This window comes from Pseudomonas cavernae (assembly GCF_003595175.1).
Taxonomy (GTDB): domain Bacteria; phylum Pseudomonadota; class Gammaproteobacteria; order Pseudomonadales; family Pseudomonadaceae; genus Aquipseudomonas; species Aquipseudomonas cavernae.
Genome location: NZ_CP032419.1, coordinates 4,439,166 through 4,454,868, shown reverse-complemented (window position 1 = coordinate 4,454,868; position 15,703 = coordinate 4,439,166). Strand labels below are relative to the sequence as shown.

Sequence of the window (15,703 nt, the reverse complement as noted above, 5' to 3'; positions counted from 1 at the left end):
TCTGCCGCGCAAGACCCATCTAATAGCGGTGGATTTTCCGCCGGTGCGAAGTCTGGACGTCGCCCATGCCGGAAGCAGCGAGATAAATAAGGCAGTGACTGGGGAGGCGTAAGCCTCCCTGATCATTTCCGGAGCCGTGATGAGAATACTGATCGTAGGGCCGAGCTGGGTCGGCGACATGGTGATGGCGCAGACCCTGTTCCATTGCCTGAAGCAGCGTCACCCCGAGTGCTCGATAGACGTCCTCGCTCCCGAGTGGAGCCGGCCGATCCTCGAGCGCATGCCCGAGGTGCGCCAGGCCCTGAGCTTTCCGCTCGGCCACGGTGTGCTGGACATCGCCACGCGCAGGAAGATCGGTCGCAGCCTCAAGGGCCAGTACGACCAGGCGATCCTCCTGCCCAACTCGCTGAAGTCGGCGCTGCTGCCGTTCTTCGCCGGCATTCCCAAGCGCACCGGCTGGAAGGGCGAGCTGCGCTACGGCCTGCTCAACGACATCCGCCCGCTGGACAAACAGCGCTACCCGCTGATGATCGAGCGTTTCATGGCGCTGGCGTATGAGAAGGGTGCGGAGCTGCCGCAGCCCTATCCGCGTCCGGCGCTGCGGATCGAGCCGGCCAGCCGCGCGGCGGCGCTGGCCAAGTTCGGCCTGAGCCTTGATCGCCCGGTGCTGGCGCTCTGCCCCGGCGCTGAATTCGGCGAGGCCAAGCGCTGGCCGGCCGAGCACTATGCCAAGGTCGCCGAGCTGAAGATCCGCGCCGGCTGGCAGGTCTGGGTGTTCGGCTCGCAGAACGACCGGGCGGTCGGCGAGGACATCCGCATGCGTCTGATTCCCGGCCTGCGCGAGGAAGTCAGCAATCTCGCCGGCACCACCAGCCTGGCCGAGGCCATCGACCTGATGTCCTGCGCCGGCGCCGTGGTCAGCAACGACTCCGGGCTGATGCACGTGGCCGCCGCGCTCAACCGGCCGCTGGTGGCGGTATATGGCTCGACCTCGCCGCAGTTCACCCCGCCGCTGGCCGAGCAGGTGGAAATCGTCCGCCTCGGCCTCGACTGCAGCCCCTGTTTCGACCGCACCTGCCGCTTCGGCCACTACAACTGCCTGCGCGAGCTCAAGCCGCGGCCGGTGGTCGAGGCCCTGGACCGGCTGGTCAGCGACCCGCTCGAGATCAGCGAATGAGAGTGCTGTTGATCAAGACCTCGTCGCTCGGCGACGTGATCCACAGCCTGCCGGCGCTCACCGATGCGGCGCGGGCGATCCCCGGCATCCGCTTCGACTGGGTGGTGGAGGAGGGCTTCGCCGAGATTCCCGCCTGGCACCCGGCGGTGGCCCAGGTGATCCCGGTGGCGATCCGCCGCTGGCGTGGCAACCTTTGGCAGACCTGGCGCAGCGGCGAGTGGGCGCGCTTCAAGCAGCGCCTGCGCGCGACCCGCTACGACCTGGTGATCGACGCCCAGGGCCTGCTGAAAAGCGCCTGGCTGACCCGTTACGTGCAGGCGCCGGTGGCCGGCCTGGATGGCCATTCCGCCCGTGAGCCGTTGGCCAGCCGCTTCTATGCGCGCCGCTATGCGGTGGCTAAGGGCCAGCATGCGCTGGAGCGCGTGCGCCAGCTGTTCGCCCAGGCGCTGGACTATCCATTGCCGCAGGGCATCGCCGACTACGGCCTGGACCGCAACCGCCTGGCCGACGCCGGCGGCCCGCCCTACCTGCTGTTCCTGCACGGCACCACCTGGCCGAGCAAGCATTGGCCGGAAGCCTACTGGCGGGCGCTGCTCGAGCGCATGAACGAACTCGGCTGGGCGGTGCGCCTGCCCTGGGGCAATGCCGTCGAGCAGGCGCGCGCCGAACGCCTGGCCGCCGGGCTGGCGCTGGTCAGCGTGCTGCCGCGCCTGAATCTGGCCGGCATCGCCAAGGTCATCGCCGGCGCCCGCGCCTGCGTGGCGGTGGACACCGGCCTCGGCCACCTGGCCGCCGCCCTCGATGTGCCGACCATCTCCCTATACGGGCCGACCCGCCCGGACCTGGTCGGCGCCTACGGCCGCTCGCAGGTGCACCTGTGCGCCGAAGGCCCGGACGCCGGCTCGGGTGACCGTGACAAGCCCTGCTTCGACAGCCTGCTGCCGGCGCGCGTGGCCCTCGAACTGGAGGCCTTGCTGCTCAGCGAGGAACTGGCATGACCCTGGCGTTCGTCCTCTACAAATACTTCCCGTTCGGTGGCCTGCAGCGCGATTTCCTGCGCATCGCCCTGGAATGCCAGCAGCGCGGCCATGCCATCCGCGTCTACACCATGATCTGGGAAGGCCCGGTGCCGGACGGTTTCGAGGTGCTGGTGGCGCCGGTCAAGGCGCTGTTCAACCACAAGCGCAACGAGAAATTCACTGCCTGGGTGCAGGCCGATCTGAGCAAGCGTCCGGTCGCGCGGGTGATCGGCTTCAACAAGATGCCGGGGCTGGACGTCTACTACGCCGCCGACCCCTGCTTCGAGGACAAGGCGCAGACCCTGCGCAACGGCCTGTACCGCAAATGGGGGCGCTACAAGCACTTCGCCGACTACGAGCGCGCGGTGTTCGCCCCCGAGGCCAAGACCGAGGTGCTGATGATTTCCGAGGTGCAGCAGCCGCTGTTCGTCAAGCACTACGCCACCCCGGCGGCGCGCTTCCACCTGCTGCCGCCCGGCATCGCCGCCGACCGCCGCGCCCCGGCCAATGCCGCCGAGATCCGCGCCGAGTTCCGCCGCGAGTTCAAGCTGGCGGACGACGAGCTGCTGCTGGTGCAGATCGGCTCCGGGTTCAAGACCAAGGGCCTGGACCGCAGCCTCAAGGCCGTCGCCGCGCTGCCGCGCGAACTGCGCCAACGCACCCGCCTGATCGTCATCGGCCAGGACGATCCCAAGCCGTTCCTGCTGCAGGTCAAGGCGCTGGGGATTTCCGCGCAGGTGCAGATTCTCAAGGGCCGCAGCGACATCCCGCGCTTTTTGCTCGGCGCCGACCTGCTGATCCACCCGGCCTACAACGAGAACACCGGCACCGTGCTGCTGGAGGCGCTGGTCGCCGGCCTGCCGGTGCTGGTCAGCGATGTCTGCGGCTACGCCCACTACATCGCCGAAGCCGACAGCGGTCGAGTGCTGCCCGGCCCGTTCGCGCAGGAGCGACTCAACCGCCTGCTCGCCGAGATGTTGGCCGACGCTGCGGCGCGCGCGGCCTGGGCGCGCAACGGCCTGGCCTTCGCCGCCAGCGCCGATCTGTACAGCATGCCGCAGCACGCGGCGGACGTGATCCTGGTGGCGGAGCCGGCATGCAACTGATCCTCGCCGAACCCTTCAAGAGCCTGTGGGCCGGGCGCGATCCGTTCGTCGAGGTCGAGCGCCTGCAGGGCAAGATCTACCGCGAGCTGGAAGGGCGGCGCACGCTGCGCACCGAGGTCGACGGGCGCGGCTATTTCGTCAAGATTCACCGTGGCATCGGCTGGGGCGAGATCGCCAAGAACCTGCTCTCCGCCAAGCTGCCGGTGCTCGGCGCCAGCAACGAGTGGACGGCGCTGCAGCGTCTGCGCGAGGCCAATGTGCCGAGCATGACCGCGGTGGCCTATGGTTCACGCGGCCACAACCCGGCTAGCCAGCATTCCTTCATCATCACCGAGGAACTGGCACCGACCGTCGACCTGGAGGTCTTCAGCCTCAATTGGCGCGAACAGCCGCCGCCGCCGCGGCTGAAGCGTGCGCTGATCGCCGAGGTGGCGCGGATGACCGGCAACATGCACCGCGCCGGGGTCAACCACCGCGACTGCTATATCTGCCACTTCCTCCTGCATACCGATAAGGTGCCGACGGCGGACGACTTCAAGCTGTCGCTGATCGACCTGCACCGCGCGCAAGCCCGCGCGGCCACGCCGCGCCGCTGGCGCGACAAGGACCTCGCCGGACTGTATTTCTCCGCTCTGGGTATCGGCCTGACCCGGCGCGACAAGCTGCGCTTCCTGAAAGCCTATTTTTTACAGACAAAGGGCCAGCAGCCGCTGCGCTGGATCCTGCGCGACGAAGCGCGTCTGCTGGCCTGGCTGGAGCGCAGGGCCGAGCGCCTGTTGCTGCGTTACCGGCGCAAATACGCCCCGGGGGCGGGCCAATGAGTGCCTGGAAACTGGCCGCCGGCCTGGCGCCGGCGGAGGCCGAACACTTCGCCGATCTCGATGCGGTGTTCGCCCTGCAGGGCGAGACCATCACCGGCGACCTGCTGTCCGAGGTGCTGCGGGTCGAGCATCTCGGCCGGCGCTATTACGTCAAGCGCTACTGGGGCGCCGGCAAAGGCCTGCGCCGCTACTTGGGCCGGCCGCGGGTCAAGGCCGAGTGGCAGAACCTCAAACACTTCGCCAAGTGGGGCATCGCCACCGCGCCGCTGGTGGCCTACGGCCTGGAGCGCCAGGCCGGAAAATTCTCCCGCGGGGCGCTGATTACCGCCGAAGTGGTCGGTACCGAGGATCTGGCGGCGCTGGCTCGGCAAAACGATCCGCGTTTGCGCGATCGGCGCTGGGTGGACGCGATCAGCCGCCAGCTGGCCAAGGCCACGCGCACCCTGCATGACCATCACTTCGCCCACAACGACCTGAAGTGGCGCAATCTGTTGGTCAACGACCAGGCCGAACTGTTCTTCATCGACTGCCCGACTGGGGCATTCTGGCAGGGGCCGTTGCTGCGCTACCGGATCGTCAAGGACCTGGCCTGTCTGGACAAAGTGGCCAAGCAACAGTTGTCGCGCAGCCAGCGCCTGCGCTTCTATCTGCAATACCGCGGTCGCCAGCGGCTGAACATCAGTGATAAGAAGCGCATCCGCCAGATCGTGGGCTTTTTCGAGGGTCGGGAATGACCGATTTCATCGCCGCCGAGGACCGGGCGCTGCTCGAACGTCATGGCCTGGCCAGCTTCGACGCGCTGTGGGCGCTCAAGCTGGCGGCGGTGGACGAGCCGAACACCGAGCGCGGTGGCTGGAGCAGCGTGTATCGCCTGGACCTCGGTGACGCCGCCTACTACCTGAAGCGGCAGAGCAATCACCTGGCGTGCAGCCTGACGTATCCGTTCGGCGAATCGACCTTCGCCCGCGAGTTCCGCAATATTCAGCGTTATCGGGTGCTGGGCATTCCCGCCCTGCAGGCGGCCTTCTTCGCCGAGCGGCGGGCCGCCGGCGAGCGCCGGGCGATTTTGCTGACCCGCGCCCTGGATGGCTGGCAGGATCTCGTGCAGCACCTGGATGACTGGCCGCGCCTCGACGCCGGCCGACGCAGCGCGATCCTGCGCGCCTGCGGCGAACTGGCGCGGCGCCTGCATACGGCCGGGCAGAAGCACGGCTGTTTCTATCCCAAACATATCTTCCTGCGTGCCACGGCCACGGGCTTCGAGGCCTGCCTGATCGATCTGGAGAAGACCCGGCCGCTGCTGCTCGGTCGCCGCGACCGGGTCAAGGATCTCGAGCCGCTGCTGCGCCGCGCCCAGGTCTGGAGCGCCGCCGAAGTGGAGCAGCTGCTGAACGCTTATCTCGGTGATGCTGGCGAACAGCCGCATTGGTTACGGCAGTTGACGGCGCGCCAGCGCGCTAAAGAGGCGCGCCGATGAAATTGAGTGAATTGAGCCGGGCCGGACGGGCGCCGCGCCTGCCGCTGGCGATCGAGTTGGCGGATGCCGTCGGGCCGGCGACCCTGCAGTTGCAGCGCCTGCTGCGGGTGCTGCCCGGACAGCGCTATGTCGGAGTCGGCGACTGGCGCGGGCGCAAGGTGCTGGCCAAGCTGCTGGTCGGCAAGCGCGCGGCCCGACATTTTCTCCGCGAACTGCAGGGCGCGCGGCTGCTGGCCGAGCAGCACTTGCCCACGCCGCTGCTACTGGCCGACGGTCTCGAGGCGGGTGAGGGCGGCTGGCTGCTGTTCGACTATCTCGACGGCGCGCAAAGCCTCGGCGACGCCTGGCGGGTGGTGGAGCGCCAGGCGCTGCTGTCCGATGCCCAGCAGGCGGTGCTGGGCGAGGCGTTGACGGCCATCGCCCAACTGCATGCCAAGGGCCTGTGGCAGGCCGATCTGCATCTGGACAATTTGCTGCGGCATGGCGGCCAGCTGTATCTGATCGACGGCGGCGGCGTGCAGGGCGAGGTGTCGGGGCAGCCACTGTCGCGCCAGCAAGTGCTGGAAAATCTCGGGGTGTTCTTCGCCCAGTTGCCGGCCGAGCTGGAGCCGCACATCGAGGAGTCGCTGGTGCACTACCTGCTGGCCAACGGCGAGCATGCCTTGCCGCTGGAGGCCTTGCTCAAGGAAGTGGCTAAGGTGCGGCGCTGGCGCCTGCGCGACTACCTGAAGAAGATCGGCCGCGATTGCAGCCTGTTTAGCGTGCGCCGCGGGGCTTTTGGTCTGCGTGCGGTGCGCCGCGAAGCCGAGGTCGAGTTACAGGGGCTGCTGGCGGCGCCGGATGCCGCCCTGGCTGCGGGCCGGTCACTCAAGAACGGCGGTTCCGCCACGGTCGCCCAGGTCGAGCTGAACGGCCGCCCCCTGGTGCTCAAGCGCTACAACATCAAGAACTTCGGTCACTGGCTGCAACGCTTCTGGCGCCCCAGCCGGGCCTGGCACAGCTGGCGCGAGGGCAATCGCCTGCACTTTCTCGGTATCGCCACGCCGCAGCCGCTGGCGGTGCTCGAGCGGCGCTGGTGCGGGTTGCGCGGGCGCGCCTACCTGATTACCGATAGCCTGGCCGGGCAGGATATACTCGCGCGCTTTCAGCCCTATCTGGCGACAGAAGAGGGCGTTGCGCCGCCAGAGGCCGAACTGGTCGCCCTCGACCGGCTGTTTGCCGCGCTGCTGCGCGAGCGCATCAGCCATGGCGATCTCAAGGGCAGCAACCTGTTCTGGCATGACGGCCACTGGGCGTTGATCGACCTCGATGCCATGCGTCAGCACCACAGTGCGCGCCGTTTCGTCGCGGCCTATGCGCGGGATCGCGCCCGCTTTTTGCGCAACTGGCCGGCCGATTCGGCCCTCTACCGGTTGCTCGACCAACGTTTACCGCAGGTGCCCGGCACCTGCCCTGAATAGAGGTTTTAACCTGTGGCATTGACCATTCTCGGGCTGTCCGGCGCCCTCAGCCATGACCCCTCCGCCGCCCTGTACATCGACGGCAAGCTGATCGCGGCCGTCGAGGAAGAGCGCTTCGTGCGCGACAAGCACGCGAAGAACCGCATGCCCTACGAGTCGGCCAAGTTCTGCCTGGAACAGGCCGGGATCCAGCCGGAAGACGTCGACGTGGTGGCGATTCCCTTCGCCCCCATCAGCCTGATCGGCAAGGCCCGCTGGCACTACGCCAAGCGCTACGCCTATGCACCGGATCGCGCGCTCGACGCCATCCTCATGGGCAATCGCCGCTACAAGCGCTACCACAAGCGCATCCAGTGGTGCCTGCAGCAGCTCGGCTTCGACCTGAAGAAGATCAAGATCCAGCCGGTCGAGCACCACCTGGCCCACGCCTCCAGCGCCTACCACTGCTCCGGCTTCCAGGAGAAGACCGCGATCCTCGGTATCGACGGCAAGGGCGAGTACGCCACCACCTTCTTCGGCTACGGCGAGCACGGCAAGATCCACAAGATCAAGGAGTTCTACGACCCGGATTCGCTCGGCGGCCTGTATGGCGCGATCACCGAGTTCCTCGGCTTCGAAATGCTCGACGGCGAGTTCAAGGTCATGGGCATGGCGCCCTACGGCGACGCCAGCAAGTACGACTTCTCGCGCCTGGCCAAGTTCGAGAACGGCGAACTGGTGATCAACACCGACTACGCCAACGTCATCGGCCTGCGCCGCCACAAGGAGAAGGGCAAGGGCTTCTATTTCTCGCCCAAGCTGATCGAGTGGCTGGGGCCCAAGCGCGAAGGCGACATCGCCGACGACCCCTACATCCACTATGCCGCCAGCATGCAGGCGCTGTTCGAGAAGCTCGCGCTGCAGATGATCGACCACTACCTCGGCGACATCCTCAAGGAGACCGGCAAGCTCGCCTTCGCCGGCGGCTGTGCGCTGAACGTCAAGCTCAACCAGAAGATCATCGCCCGCGATGACGTGCAGGAGCTGTTCGTCCAGCCGGCGTCCGGCGACGCCGGCACCGCGGTCGGCGCGGCGGCCTATGTGTCGCACCAGCGCGGCGTGCCGGTGGAGAAGATGGAGCACGTCTACCTCGGCCCGGCCTACTCCAACGAGGACGTCATCGCCGCCTGCGCAAGGCACCCGAGCCAGCCGCAGTGGCAGCAGATCGCCGACATGCCGCGGCGCATCGCCGAGATCATGGTCGCCGGCAACCCGGTGGCCTGGTTCCAGGGGCGCATGGAGTTCGGCCCGCGCGCCCTCGGCGGCCGCTCGATCATCGGCTGCCCGAGCGTGGCCGGGGTGGCCGACCGGATCAACGCGCAGATCAAGTTCCGCGAGCGCTGGCGGCCATTCTGCCCGTCGATGCTCGACACCGTGGCGCCGCAGATGATCAAGGTCGACCATCCGGCGCCGTTCATGACCTTCACCTTCGAAGTCGCCGAAGAATGGAAGACCCGCGTGCCGGAAGTGGTGCACGAGGACGGCACCTCGCGCGCCCAGGTGCTCAAGCGCGAATACAACCCGCGCTACTACGACATGATGAAAGAGCTGGAAAACCTCACCGGCAACGGCGTGTCGCTGAACACCTCGCTGAACCGCCGCGGCGAACCGATGATCTGCTCGCCGACCGATGCGCTGAACATGTTCTTCGGCTCGGATCTGCAGTACCTGATCATGGAGGACATTCTGGTGGTCAAGGAGGGTGTGGACGGGTATGACGCAGGCGCGTGAATTACTGCTGAGCGTCGTCATCCCGGCGTATAACTACGCCGCGACGCTGCCGCGCGCGGTGGAGTCGGTGCTGGCCCAGCTGGATGAGGCGGCGGCCGAATTGATCGTGATCGACGATGGTTCGACCGACCATACGCCGCAGGTGATCGATAGCCTGCTACAGAGCCATCCGGGCCGCTTTCGGGCGCTGCGCAAGAGCAATGGCGGGCTGGCCTCGGTGCGCAACCTGGGCATTGACGAAGCGGCCGGAAATTTTCTGGTGTTTCTCGATGCCGACGATGAGCTGGCGCCAGATGCGCTGTCGGCCCTGGCCCAGCACATCGCCGCCCAGCCGCAGACGCGCATGGTGATTGGTGGGCACTGGTCGGTATTCGCCAGCGGCAAGCGCAGCCTGCACGAGGTGAAACCTCTGCCAGTTGAGCCGCGGAAACGTTTGAGCGGTTATCTGATCGGTAAGACGGTGGCCATTTCCAATGGCGCCTGCGCCATGCATCGCGAGGTGTTCGGCCCCGGGCGTTACCCCGAGCGTTTCCGCAACACCGAGGATATCCCGGTGTTCGCCCAGGTGTTGGCGCGTTTTCCCTGCAGCGTGTTGAATCAGCCGCTGGCGCTGATCCACAGACACGACACCAGCCTGCGCCACAACCTGACCTATGCCCGCGCGGCAGGTCTGGAGCTGGTCGATGAAGTGTTCTCGCCCGAACGCATGCCGGCGGACCTGCAGGATCTGAAGCAGGCATTCCTGGCCCAGCGCTGCCTGTCGCTGTTCCGCACTTTCTACACTGCCGGCGAGCGCGACACGGCATTGGAATTCTATCGCCAGGCCCTGCGCGCGGATCTGCGGGTGCTCACGCGCTGGTCCTATACGCGCAAGGCGCTGCGGCTGCTGTTCAACAAGAGGCAGACGCCGTGAGTCAGGGGCGCCGTTCCAAGGTGCTGCAGTTGCAGAACCGCTACAACGTCAACGCATCGGATCTGGCCGAGCAGGTCGTCCAAGCCTTGCCGACGGACCGCTTCGAGGTCACCACCGCCTTCCTGCGCGGCTGCCCGGAACCGGGCGAGCCGGAGAGCCGCGCACCGCGCTCGGTGTATTTCGGCTTCAGCCAAGGCGCCACCAAGGGGTTGCGTCTGCGCGCGCTCTGGGTGCTCTACCAACATTGCCGGGCCGAGGGCTATGACGCGGTGATCGCGCACCGCTTCAAGCCGATCAACATGCTGATGTTGCTCAATCGCTGGCTACGCATCCCGGCCTGCATCGGTGTGCTGCACGGCTTGGGCGAGTACGACCGGGCTTATCGGCGCTGGGAGATGCGCCGCCTGATCGGCTCGGCCTGGCGGCTGGTCGGCGTGTCGCGGGCGGTACGTGACGACTTGCTCGCCTGTGGTGCCGGCTTCACCGAGACCAATACCCGGCAGATCAACAACGCCATCGATATCGCGCGCGCCGAGAAGCTTCAGCATCCGCGCCAGCAGGCCCGTGAGCTGCTCGGTCTGCCGGCCGCTGCCTTTGTGTTCGGCACCATCGGCCGGCTGGTTCCGGTCAAGGGCCATATCCACCTGCTGGAGGCCTTCGCCCTGGTCAAAGACCAGCAGCCGGCGGCGGTGCTGGCGATCATCGGCGAAGGCCGCTCGCGGGTCGAGTTGGAGGCCGCGATCGCGCGGCACGGCCTGCAGGGCCGGGTCCTGCTGCTCGGGGCGAAGGATGATGCCCTGCAGTATGTGCGTGCATTCGATGTGTTCGTCATGCCCTCCCTCAGCGAGGGGTTGCCGTTGGCCCTGCTGGAGGGGATGAGCGGCCATCTGCCGGTCATCGGCTCGGATATCGACAGCCTACGGTCGATCCTCGAGGACTGCGGCGGGCGCATCTTCCCGGTCGGCCAGCCGCAGGCGCTGGCCGAGCAGCTGCGCGCCATGCTGGCGCTGGGTCCTGAGTCGCTGGCGGCAGCAGGCGAGCGGGGCTATGCCTATCTGTGCCGCGCCCATGCCATCGAGGATTTTCGCCGCCAGTACCGCGAGCTGCTGGATGAACTGCTGGCTGACGAGCCGAGTCGAGAGGGTAGATATGAGTGAGCAGCCGCTGGTCAGTGTGATCATCGCGTCCTACAACCATGCGCCCTACATTGAGGCGAGCATCCTCAGCGTGCTGGCGCAGAGTTATCCGCATATCGAGCTGCTGGTGGTGGACGATGGCTCGAAGGATGACAGCGTCGAGCGCATCCGCCGTTTGCAGGAACAGCACGGTTTTGATTTCCGCACGCAGGCCAACCAGGGGTTGGCACGAACCCTTAACGACTGCATCGCCCGCTCGCGTGGCAGCCTGATTGCGCCTTTGGGCTCCGATGACATCATGCTGCCCGAGCGCATTGCCACTCAGGTGGCCTACATGCAGGGCAAGCCGGAGGTCGGAATCTGTGCCGGCAATATCCAGACCATCGGCGCGGACGGTCAGCCCATGGCCAGGCGCGAGCGTGAACGGCCGTTTCGGCGCCTGGACTTCGAGGATGTGTTTCAGGGCGACAAGCCGGGGGCGCCGGCGCCCACCCTATTGTTCCGCCGCGAGGCGCTGGAACGGGTCGGTGGCTTCGATCCCTCGGTGCGCCTCGAGGACCTGCTGGTCGCACTGAAGATCACCCGCGCCGGGTTTTTCATCGATGTGTTGGCCGAGGTGCTGGCCCAATACCGCGTCCACGGCAGCAATACCTACAAAAACCGCCGCTTCATGATCGACAATGTGCTGAGCACCTACGCCCAGTTCAGCGACCATCCGGCCTATGCCAAGGTCTGCGCGCGCTTTATCAACTCCATGCTGCTCAAGTGCGCGCGGGAGGATAAGCCGCTGGCGCGCGAGCTGCTCGGGCGATTGCCGCTGCGTTATTGGGATAGCAAGACGCTGCGGGCCTTGGGGCGCCTGCTAGTGGGTTGACCGGCGCGTAGTCGAGGAAGGCCATGAGGTCCGGCGAGCAGGCATGAGCGGGCTTTTCCTGGGCTCGCCGCGCGGCTAGTGGTTTGGGTGGTTTTGCCCAGGCAGTTGTCGTAGGCGTTGTAGTGGCGCACTCATTGAGCATCTTCAGCTGGGGTAAAGGCGCTCTAGATCCTTGGCCAGTTGCCGGGCGGCCTGGCTGCCGCAGCTTAGGTTGTAACCACTCAGCAAAGCGCTGCGGTGCAGGCGGGCCAGCCAGGTAATGTCTTCTGCATAGCGCAACATATGTTGCAGGTTGCGCCTGCGCTTCCAGCGCGCCAAGGGTCGGCCGGCGATCTTCATGTCCGAGAGGTCGATCAGGCCAAAACTATCGTCCGGCAGGTACAGCACATTGCCCAGATGCAGGGAGCGGAAGTACACGCCGAGCTGGTGGAGTTGCCCCAGAAAGGCGCCGAAACGCTCGATTTCGCTGCTGCGGCTGTTTTCATCCAGAGCCCGCCAGCGGCCACGCAGGGTTTCCCCAGGAAGCGGCTGATAACGCACGCCGTTCAGGCTGCGGTCGGGGATCAGCACGGTCTCGACGATGGTCGGGGCCGGGATACCCAGCTGGTTCAGTAGCCGAGCATTGTCGGCAAAACGTTGTGCCGGCGCCGACCATAGGGCGGAGGAGAGCAAGCGTTTGCGCCGGTAGAGCTTGAGGAAGTCGCCGCCCACCAGGCGTGCGACCTTGAGGCCATAGCCATCCTCCTCGATGACCTGGGCGTCCTGCAACAGGGTCTCCAGCTCGCCAAAGCTCAAGGTTCTCATGGTTTGGCTGCCTGCAGGCGCTGGCTGATAGAGAGGGCGGCCACCATGGACAGCGGTATCCAGATGAGGAACCAGCTTTCGTTGGGGCGGGAGAGGAAACTGCTGCCTTCGGTCATGCCCGCCGCCAAGCCGTAGATCACCAAGGTCGAGGCGAGTTGGAAGCGCCGATCTGTGCGATGGCGGACGCAGGTAGCCAGCGTCAATCCGTACAGCACCAGCCAGAGCAGCAAACCTATCAGGCCCAGTTCTAATGCTACGGCCAGCCCAGTGTTATGGGGGTCGGCGAAAGGGTAGGTGAAACTCTCGATCCAGAGCTGCAGAGGGGCATCGTAGCCAAGTCCCAGCCATGGCTGCGTTTGATGCTGTTCAAAGGCTGCGGTCCAGAGTTGTGGGCGATAAGAGAGTCCGCGGGCTAGGAGCAGATCGGGAAAGCAAAACGCCAATAGGAGGCCCGCAATGCTCAGGCCGCCGATCAAGTAAAGCGTGCGCCGCTGCGGTGCCATCAGGGCTAGCCAGAGGCTGGCCAGACCAATGGCCATCAAGGGGGTGCGTGAGCCGGTGGCGAGGACGGCGCCTAGCAGCACGGCTGCGCCGAGGAGGCCATAGACGCGCAGGGATTTCCCTTCCGTGGCCCAGGCGGCGAGCCAATAGATGCAGAAGAAGCCGAGAACGTGGGAGGTCAGCAGCGGATTGATCAGTCCGCCGGTGCCGATCAAGCGGCCATCCGGCGGCGGGGTGAGGAAATGCAGTGACTGGATCACGAGGGCGGCTACCAGGGCCAGTCCTGCGCCTAGCCGAAGCAGGCGCGGCAACATGCGCTCGTCGTGCAGCACCATCAGGGTGCAACTGGTGAACAACATGAACACATAGAGCGGACGTTTGGCCAGCGAGGCGAGATTCTCTGTGCTGCTGGTCCAGCTCAGACTGAGCAGTAGCCAGGCGGCGAAGGCGAGGAAGGCCAATGCGATGGGGGTGCGCAGCAACTGCAGCAGCGCTCGGGGCTGGGCGATCAGGCCGAGCAAGGCGGGAAAGGCCATCAGGAGATAGTAGAGCTTGGAGTAGTGGTTGCGCTCGCCTACCCAGAACAATCCGCTGAGCAGGACAAGGTAGCCGAGAGGCAGCCAGCGCCGTGCTATGAATTGATTCAGTTGGAGACGGGAAAACGGTGGCGAGGCGGAGAGAGGCACGCGAGAGTTCTGCATATGTGGCCAGGGACGCCGGCATCTTAAAGCATCCGCCGGGAAGTGGCAGCCGCCGCTGTGCTAAGCTGGTCGCCCTTTTCTACGTCAAAGCATGAGCGCATGAGCGATCAGCATCTGAGTGCCTCGCGGCCTTCCAGTCTGAAAATTTATTTCCGCTTGCTGGGTTATGTGAAGCCTTATGCGGGCCTGTTCCTGGTCAGTATTCTCGGTTTCATCATCTTCGCCTCCACCCAGCCGATGCTGGGCGGCATGCTCAAGTACTTCGTCGATGGCCTGACCAATCCCGACGCCGTGCTCTTCCCGCAGATCCCCTACCTGCGCGACCTGAAATTGTTGCAGGCGGTACCCTTGCTGATTGTGCTGATTGCCCTCTGGCAAGGACTGGGGTCCTTTCTGGGCAACTACTTCCTGGCCAAGGTTTCCCTGGGGCTGGTGCATGACCTGCGGGTGGCCTTGTTCAACAACCTGCTGGTGTTGCCCAACCGCTATTTCGACAGCCACAACTCCGGCCACCTGATCTCGCGCATCACCTTCAACGTCACCATGGTCACCGGGGCTGCCACCGATGCGATCAAGGTGGTGATCCGCGAGGGCATGACGGTGATTTTCCTGTTCGTCACCCTGTTATGGATGAACTGGAAGCTGACCCTGGTGATGCTCGCCATCCTGCCGCTGATCGCGCTGATGGTCGGTAGCGCCAGCCGCAAGTTCCGCAAGCAGAGCAAGAAGATCCAGGTGGCCATGGGCGATGTCACCCATGTCGCCTCGGAAACCATCCAGGGCTACCGGGTGGTGCGCAGCTTCGGCGGCGAACCCTACGAGCAGCAGCGCTTCCTCGCTGCCAGCCAGAGCAACACCGACAAGCAGCTGCGCATGACCAAGACCAGTGCGGTCTACACCCCGATGCTGCAGCTGGTGATCTTCAGCGCCATGGCGGTGCTGATGTTCCTCGTGCTCTGGTTGCGCGGCGATGCCTCGCCGGGCGATCTGGTCGCCTATATCACCATCGCCGGCCTGTTGCCCAAGCCGATCCGCCAGCTGTCGGAAGTCAGTTCGACGGTGCAGCGCGGCGTGGCCGGTGCCGAGAGCATTTTCGAGCAGTTGGATGAAGTGGCGGAGCGCGACGATGGCACTGTGGAGCGCGAGCGCGTCAGCGGCCGCCTGGAAGTGCGCAACCTGAGCTTCCAGTATCCCGGCACCGACAAGCGCGTGCTGGACGACCTCAGTTTCACCGCCGAACCCGGGCAGATGATCGCCCTGGTCGGCCGTTCCGGCAGCGGCAAGTCGACCCTGGCCAACCTGATCCCGCGCTTCTATCACCACGAGCAAGGGCAGATCCTGCTCGATGGCGTCGATGTAGAGCAGTACCGCCTGCGCAACCTGCGCCGGCACATCGCCCTGGTCACCCAGCAGGTGACCCTGTTCAGCGACAGCGTCGCCAACAACATCGCCTACGGCGACTTGGCCGACGCACCGCGGGCGGACATCGAGCGGGCGGCCGAGGCGGCCTACGCCAAGGAATTCATCGACAAGCTGGCGCACGGCTTCGACACCGAGGTGGGCGAGAACGGCGTGCTGCTGTCCGGCGGCCAGCGCCAGCGCCTGGCGATCGCCCGCGCCCTGCTCAAGAATGCCCCGCTGCTGGTATTGGATGAGGCCACTTCGGCCCTGGATACCGAGTCCGAGCGGCATATCCAGGCCGCACTGGATCGCGTCATGCAAGGGCGCACGACGCTGGTGATCGCCCATCGCCTGTCGACCATCGAGAAGGCCGACCTGATCCTGGTGATGGATCAGGGCCGTATCGTCGAGCGCGGTACCCACGCCGAGTTGCTGGCACTCAAGGGCTACTATGCGCGCTTGCACGCCATGGGCCTGGAAGAAGGCGCGCCCGCGGATATCGCCTGATAAAATTACCCCCCTTATCCACGGCCCGGAGTTGCC

General features: G+C 65.8%; 14 protein-coding genes. 12 read left to right on the top strand and 2 right to left on the bottom strand.

The genetic code is table 11. The features are described from left to right. Positions 1–139: 139 nt before the first annotated feature. Genes waaF through D3880_RS20200 form a run of 11 tightly spaced genes read left to right on the top strand, consistent with a single transcriptional unit; the run spans position 140 to position 11,753 of the window. On the top strand, positions 140–1,177 hold the full coding sequence (gene waaF / locus D3880_RS20250; RefSeq protein WP_119895216.1) for a lipopolysaccharide heptosyltransferase II: 1,038 nt from the start codon (positions 140–142) through the stop codon (positions 1,175–1,177). Further along, positions 1,174–2,175 (top strand): lipopolysaccharide heptosyltransferase I, encoded by a 1,002-nt coding sequence (gene waaC, locus D3880_RS20245; protein ID WP_119895215.1) that lies wholly within the window; start codon positions 1,174–1,176, stop codon positions 2,173–2,175. The genes waaF and waaC overlap by 4 nt, the downstream gene beginning before the upstream one ends. After that, on the top strand, positions 2,172–3,302 hold the full coding sequence (locus tag D3880_RS20240; protein ID WP_119895214.1) for a glycosyltransferase family 4 protein: 1,131 nt from the start codon (positions 2,172–2,174) through the stop codon (positions 3,300–3,302). The genes waaC and D3880_RS20240 overlap by 4 nt, the downstream gene beginning before the upstream one ends. After that, positions 3,293–4,123, top strand: coding sequence for a lipopolysaccharide core heptose(I) kinase RfaP (gene rfaP, locus D3880_RS20235; protein ID WP_119895213.1), 831 nt, complete (start codon positions 3,293–3,295; stop codon positions 4,121–4,123). The genes D3880_RS20240 and rfaP overlap by 10 nt, the downstream gene beginning before the upstream one ends. Beyond that, positions 4,120–4,857 carry a lipopolysaccharide kinase InaA family protein gene (locus tag D3880_RS20230; protein WP_119895212.1) on the top strand — a complete coding sequence of 246 codons (738 nt, stop codon included), beginning with the start codon at positions 4,120–4,122 and terminating at the stop codon, positions 4,855–4,857. The genes rfaP and D3880_RS20230 overlap by 4 nt, the downstream gene beginning before the upstream one ends. After that, positions 4,854–5,600 carry a lipopolysaccharide kinase InaA family protein gene (locus D3880_RS20225; RefSeq protein ID WP_119895211.1) on the top strand — a complete coding sequence of 249 codons (747 nt, stop codon included), beginning with the start codon at positions 4,854–4,856 and terminating at the stop codon, positions 5,598–5,600. Before D3880_RS20230 ends, D3880_RS20225 begins: the two co-directional genes overlap by 4 nt. Then, positions 5,597–7,060 (top strand): lipopolysaccharide kinase InaA family protein, encoded by a 1,464-nt coding sequence (locus tag D3880_RS20220; RefSeq protein WP_119895210.1) that lies wholly within the window; start codon positions 5,597–5,599, stop codon positions 7,058–7,060. The genes D3880_RS20225 and D3880_RS20220 overlap by 4 nt, the downstream gene beginning before the upstream one ends. Before the next feature lie 12 nt (positions 7,061–7,072). Next, entirely contained in the window at positions 7,073–8,830 is a 1,758-nt protein-coding gene (locus D3880_RS20215; RefSeq protein WP_119895209.1) for a carbamoyltransferase family protein, read from the top strand. Then, entirely contained in the window at positions 8,814–9,743 is a 930-nt protein-coding gene (locus D3880_RS20210) for a glycosyltransferase family 2 protein (RefSeq protein ID WP_119895208.1), read from the top strand. The genes D3880_RS20215 and D3880_RS20210 overlap by 17 nt, the downstream gene beginning before the upstream one ends. Then, positions 9,740–10,900 (top strand): glycosyltransferase, encoded by a 1,161-nt coding sequence (locus D3880_RS20205; RefSeq protein ID WP_119895207.1) that lies wholly within the window; start codon positions 9,740–9,742, stop codon positions 10,898–10,900. The genes D3880_RS20210 and D3880_RS20205 overlap by 4 nt, the downstream gene beginning before the upstream one ends. After that, complete coding sequence (locus tag D3880_RS20200; protein WP_119895206.1) at positions 10,893–11,753, top strand: glycosyltransferase; 861 nt, start codon at positions 10,893–10,895, stop codon at positions 11,751–11,753. The genes D3880_RS20205 and D3880_RS20200 overlap by 8 nt, the downstream gene beginning before the upstream one ends. Before the next feature lie 144 nt (positions 11,754–11,897). On the opposite strand, the gene D3880_RS23150 is transcribed toward D3880_RS20200, so the two are convergent. Together D3880_RS23150 and D3880_RS23145 are read right to left on the bottom strand one after the other, a co-directional pair. Beyond that, positions 11,898–12,557: a phosphotransferase gene (locus tag D3880_RS23150; RefSeq protein ID WP_119895205.1), complete on the bottom strand. Its 660-nt coding sequence runs from the start codon at positions 12,555–12,557 to the stop codon at positions 11,898–11,900. Further along, positions 12,554–13,744, bottom strand: a complete 1,191-nt coding sequence (locus D3880_RS23145) for an O-antigen ligase family protein (protein WP_238474379.1) — start codon at positions 13,742–13,744, stop codon at positions 12,554–12,556. The genes D3880_RS23150 and D3880_RS23145 overlap by 4 nt, the downstream gene beginning before the upstream one ends. Positions 13,745–13,858: 114 nt before the next feature. On the opposite strand from D3880_RS23145, the gene msbA reads away from it, so the two are divergent. After that, complete coding sequence (gene msbA / locus D3880_RS20185) at positions 13,859–15,667, top strand: lipid A export permease/ATP-binding protein MsbA (RefSeq protein WP_119895203.1); 1,809 nt, start codon at positions 13,859–13,861, stop codon at positions 15,665–15,667. Positions 15,668–15,703 lie beyond the last annotated feature (36 nt).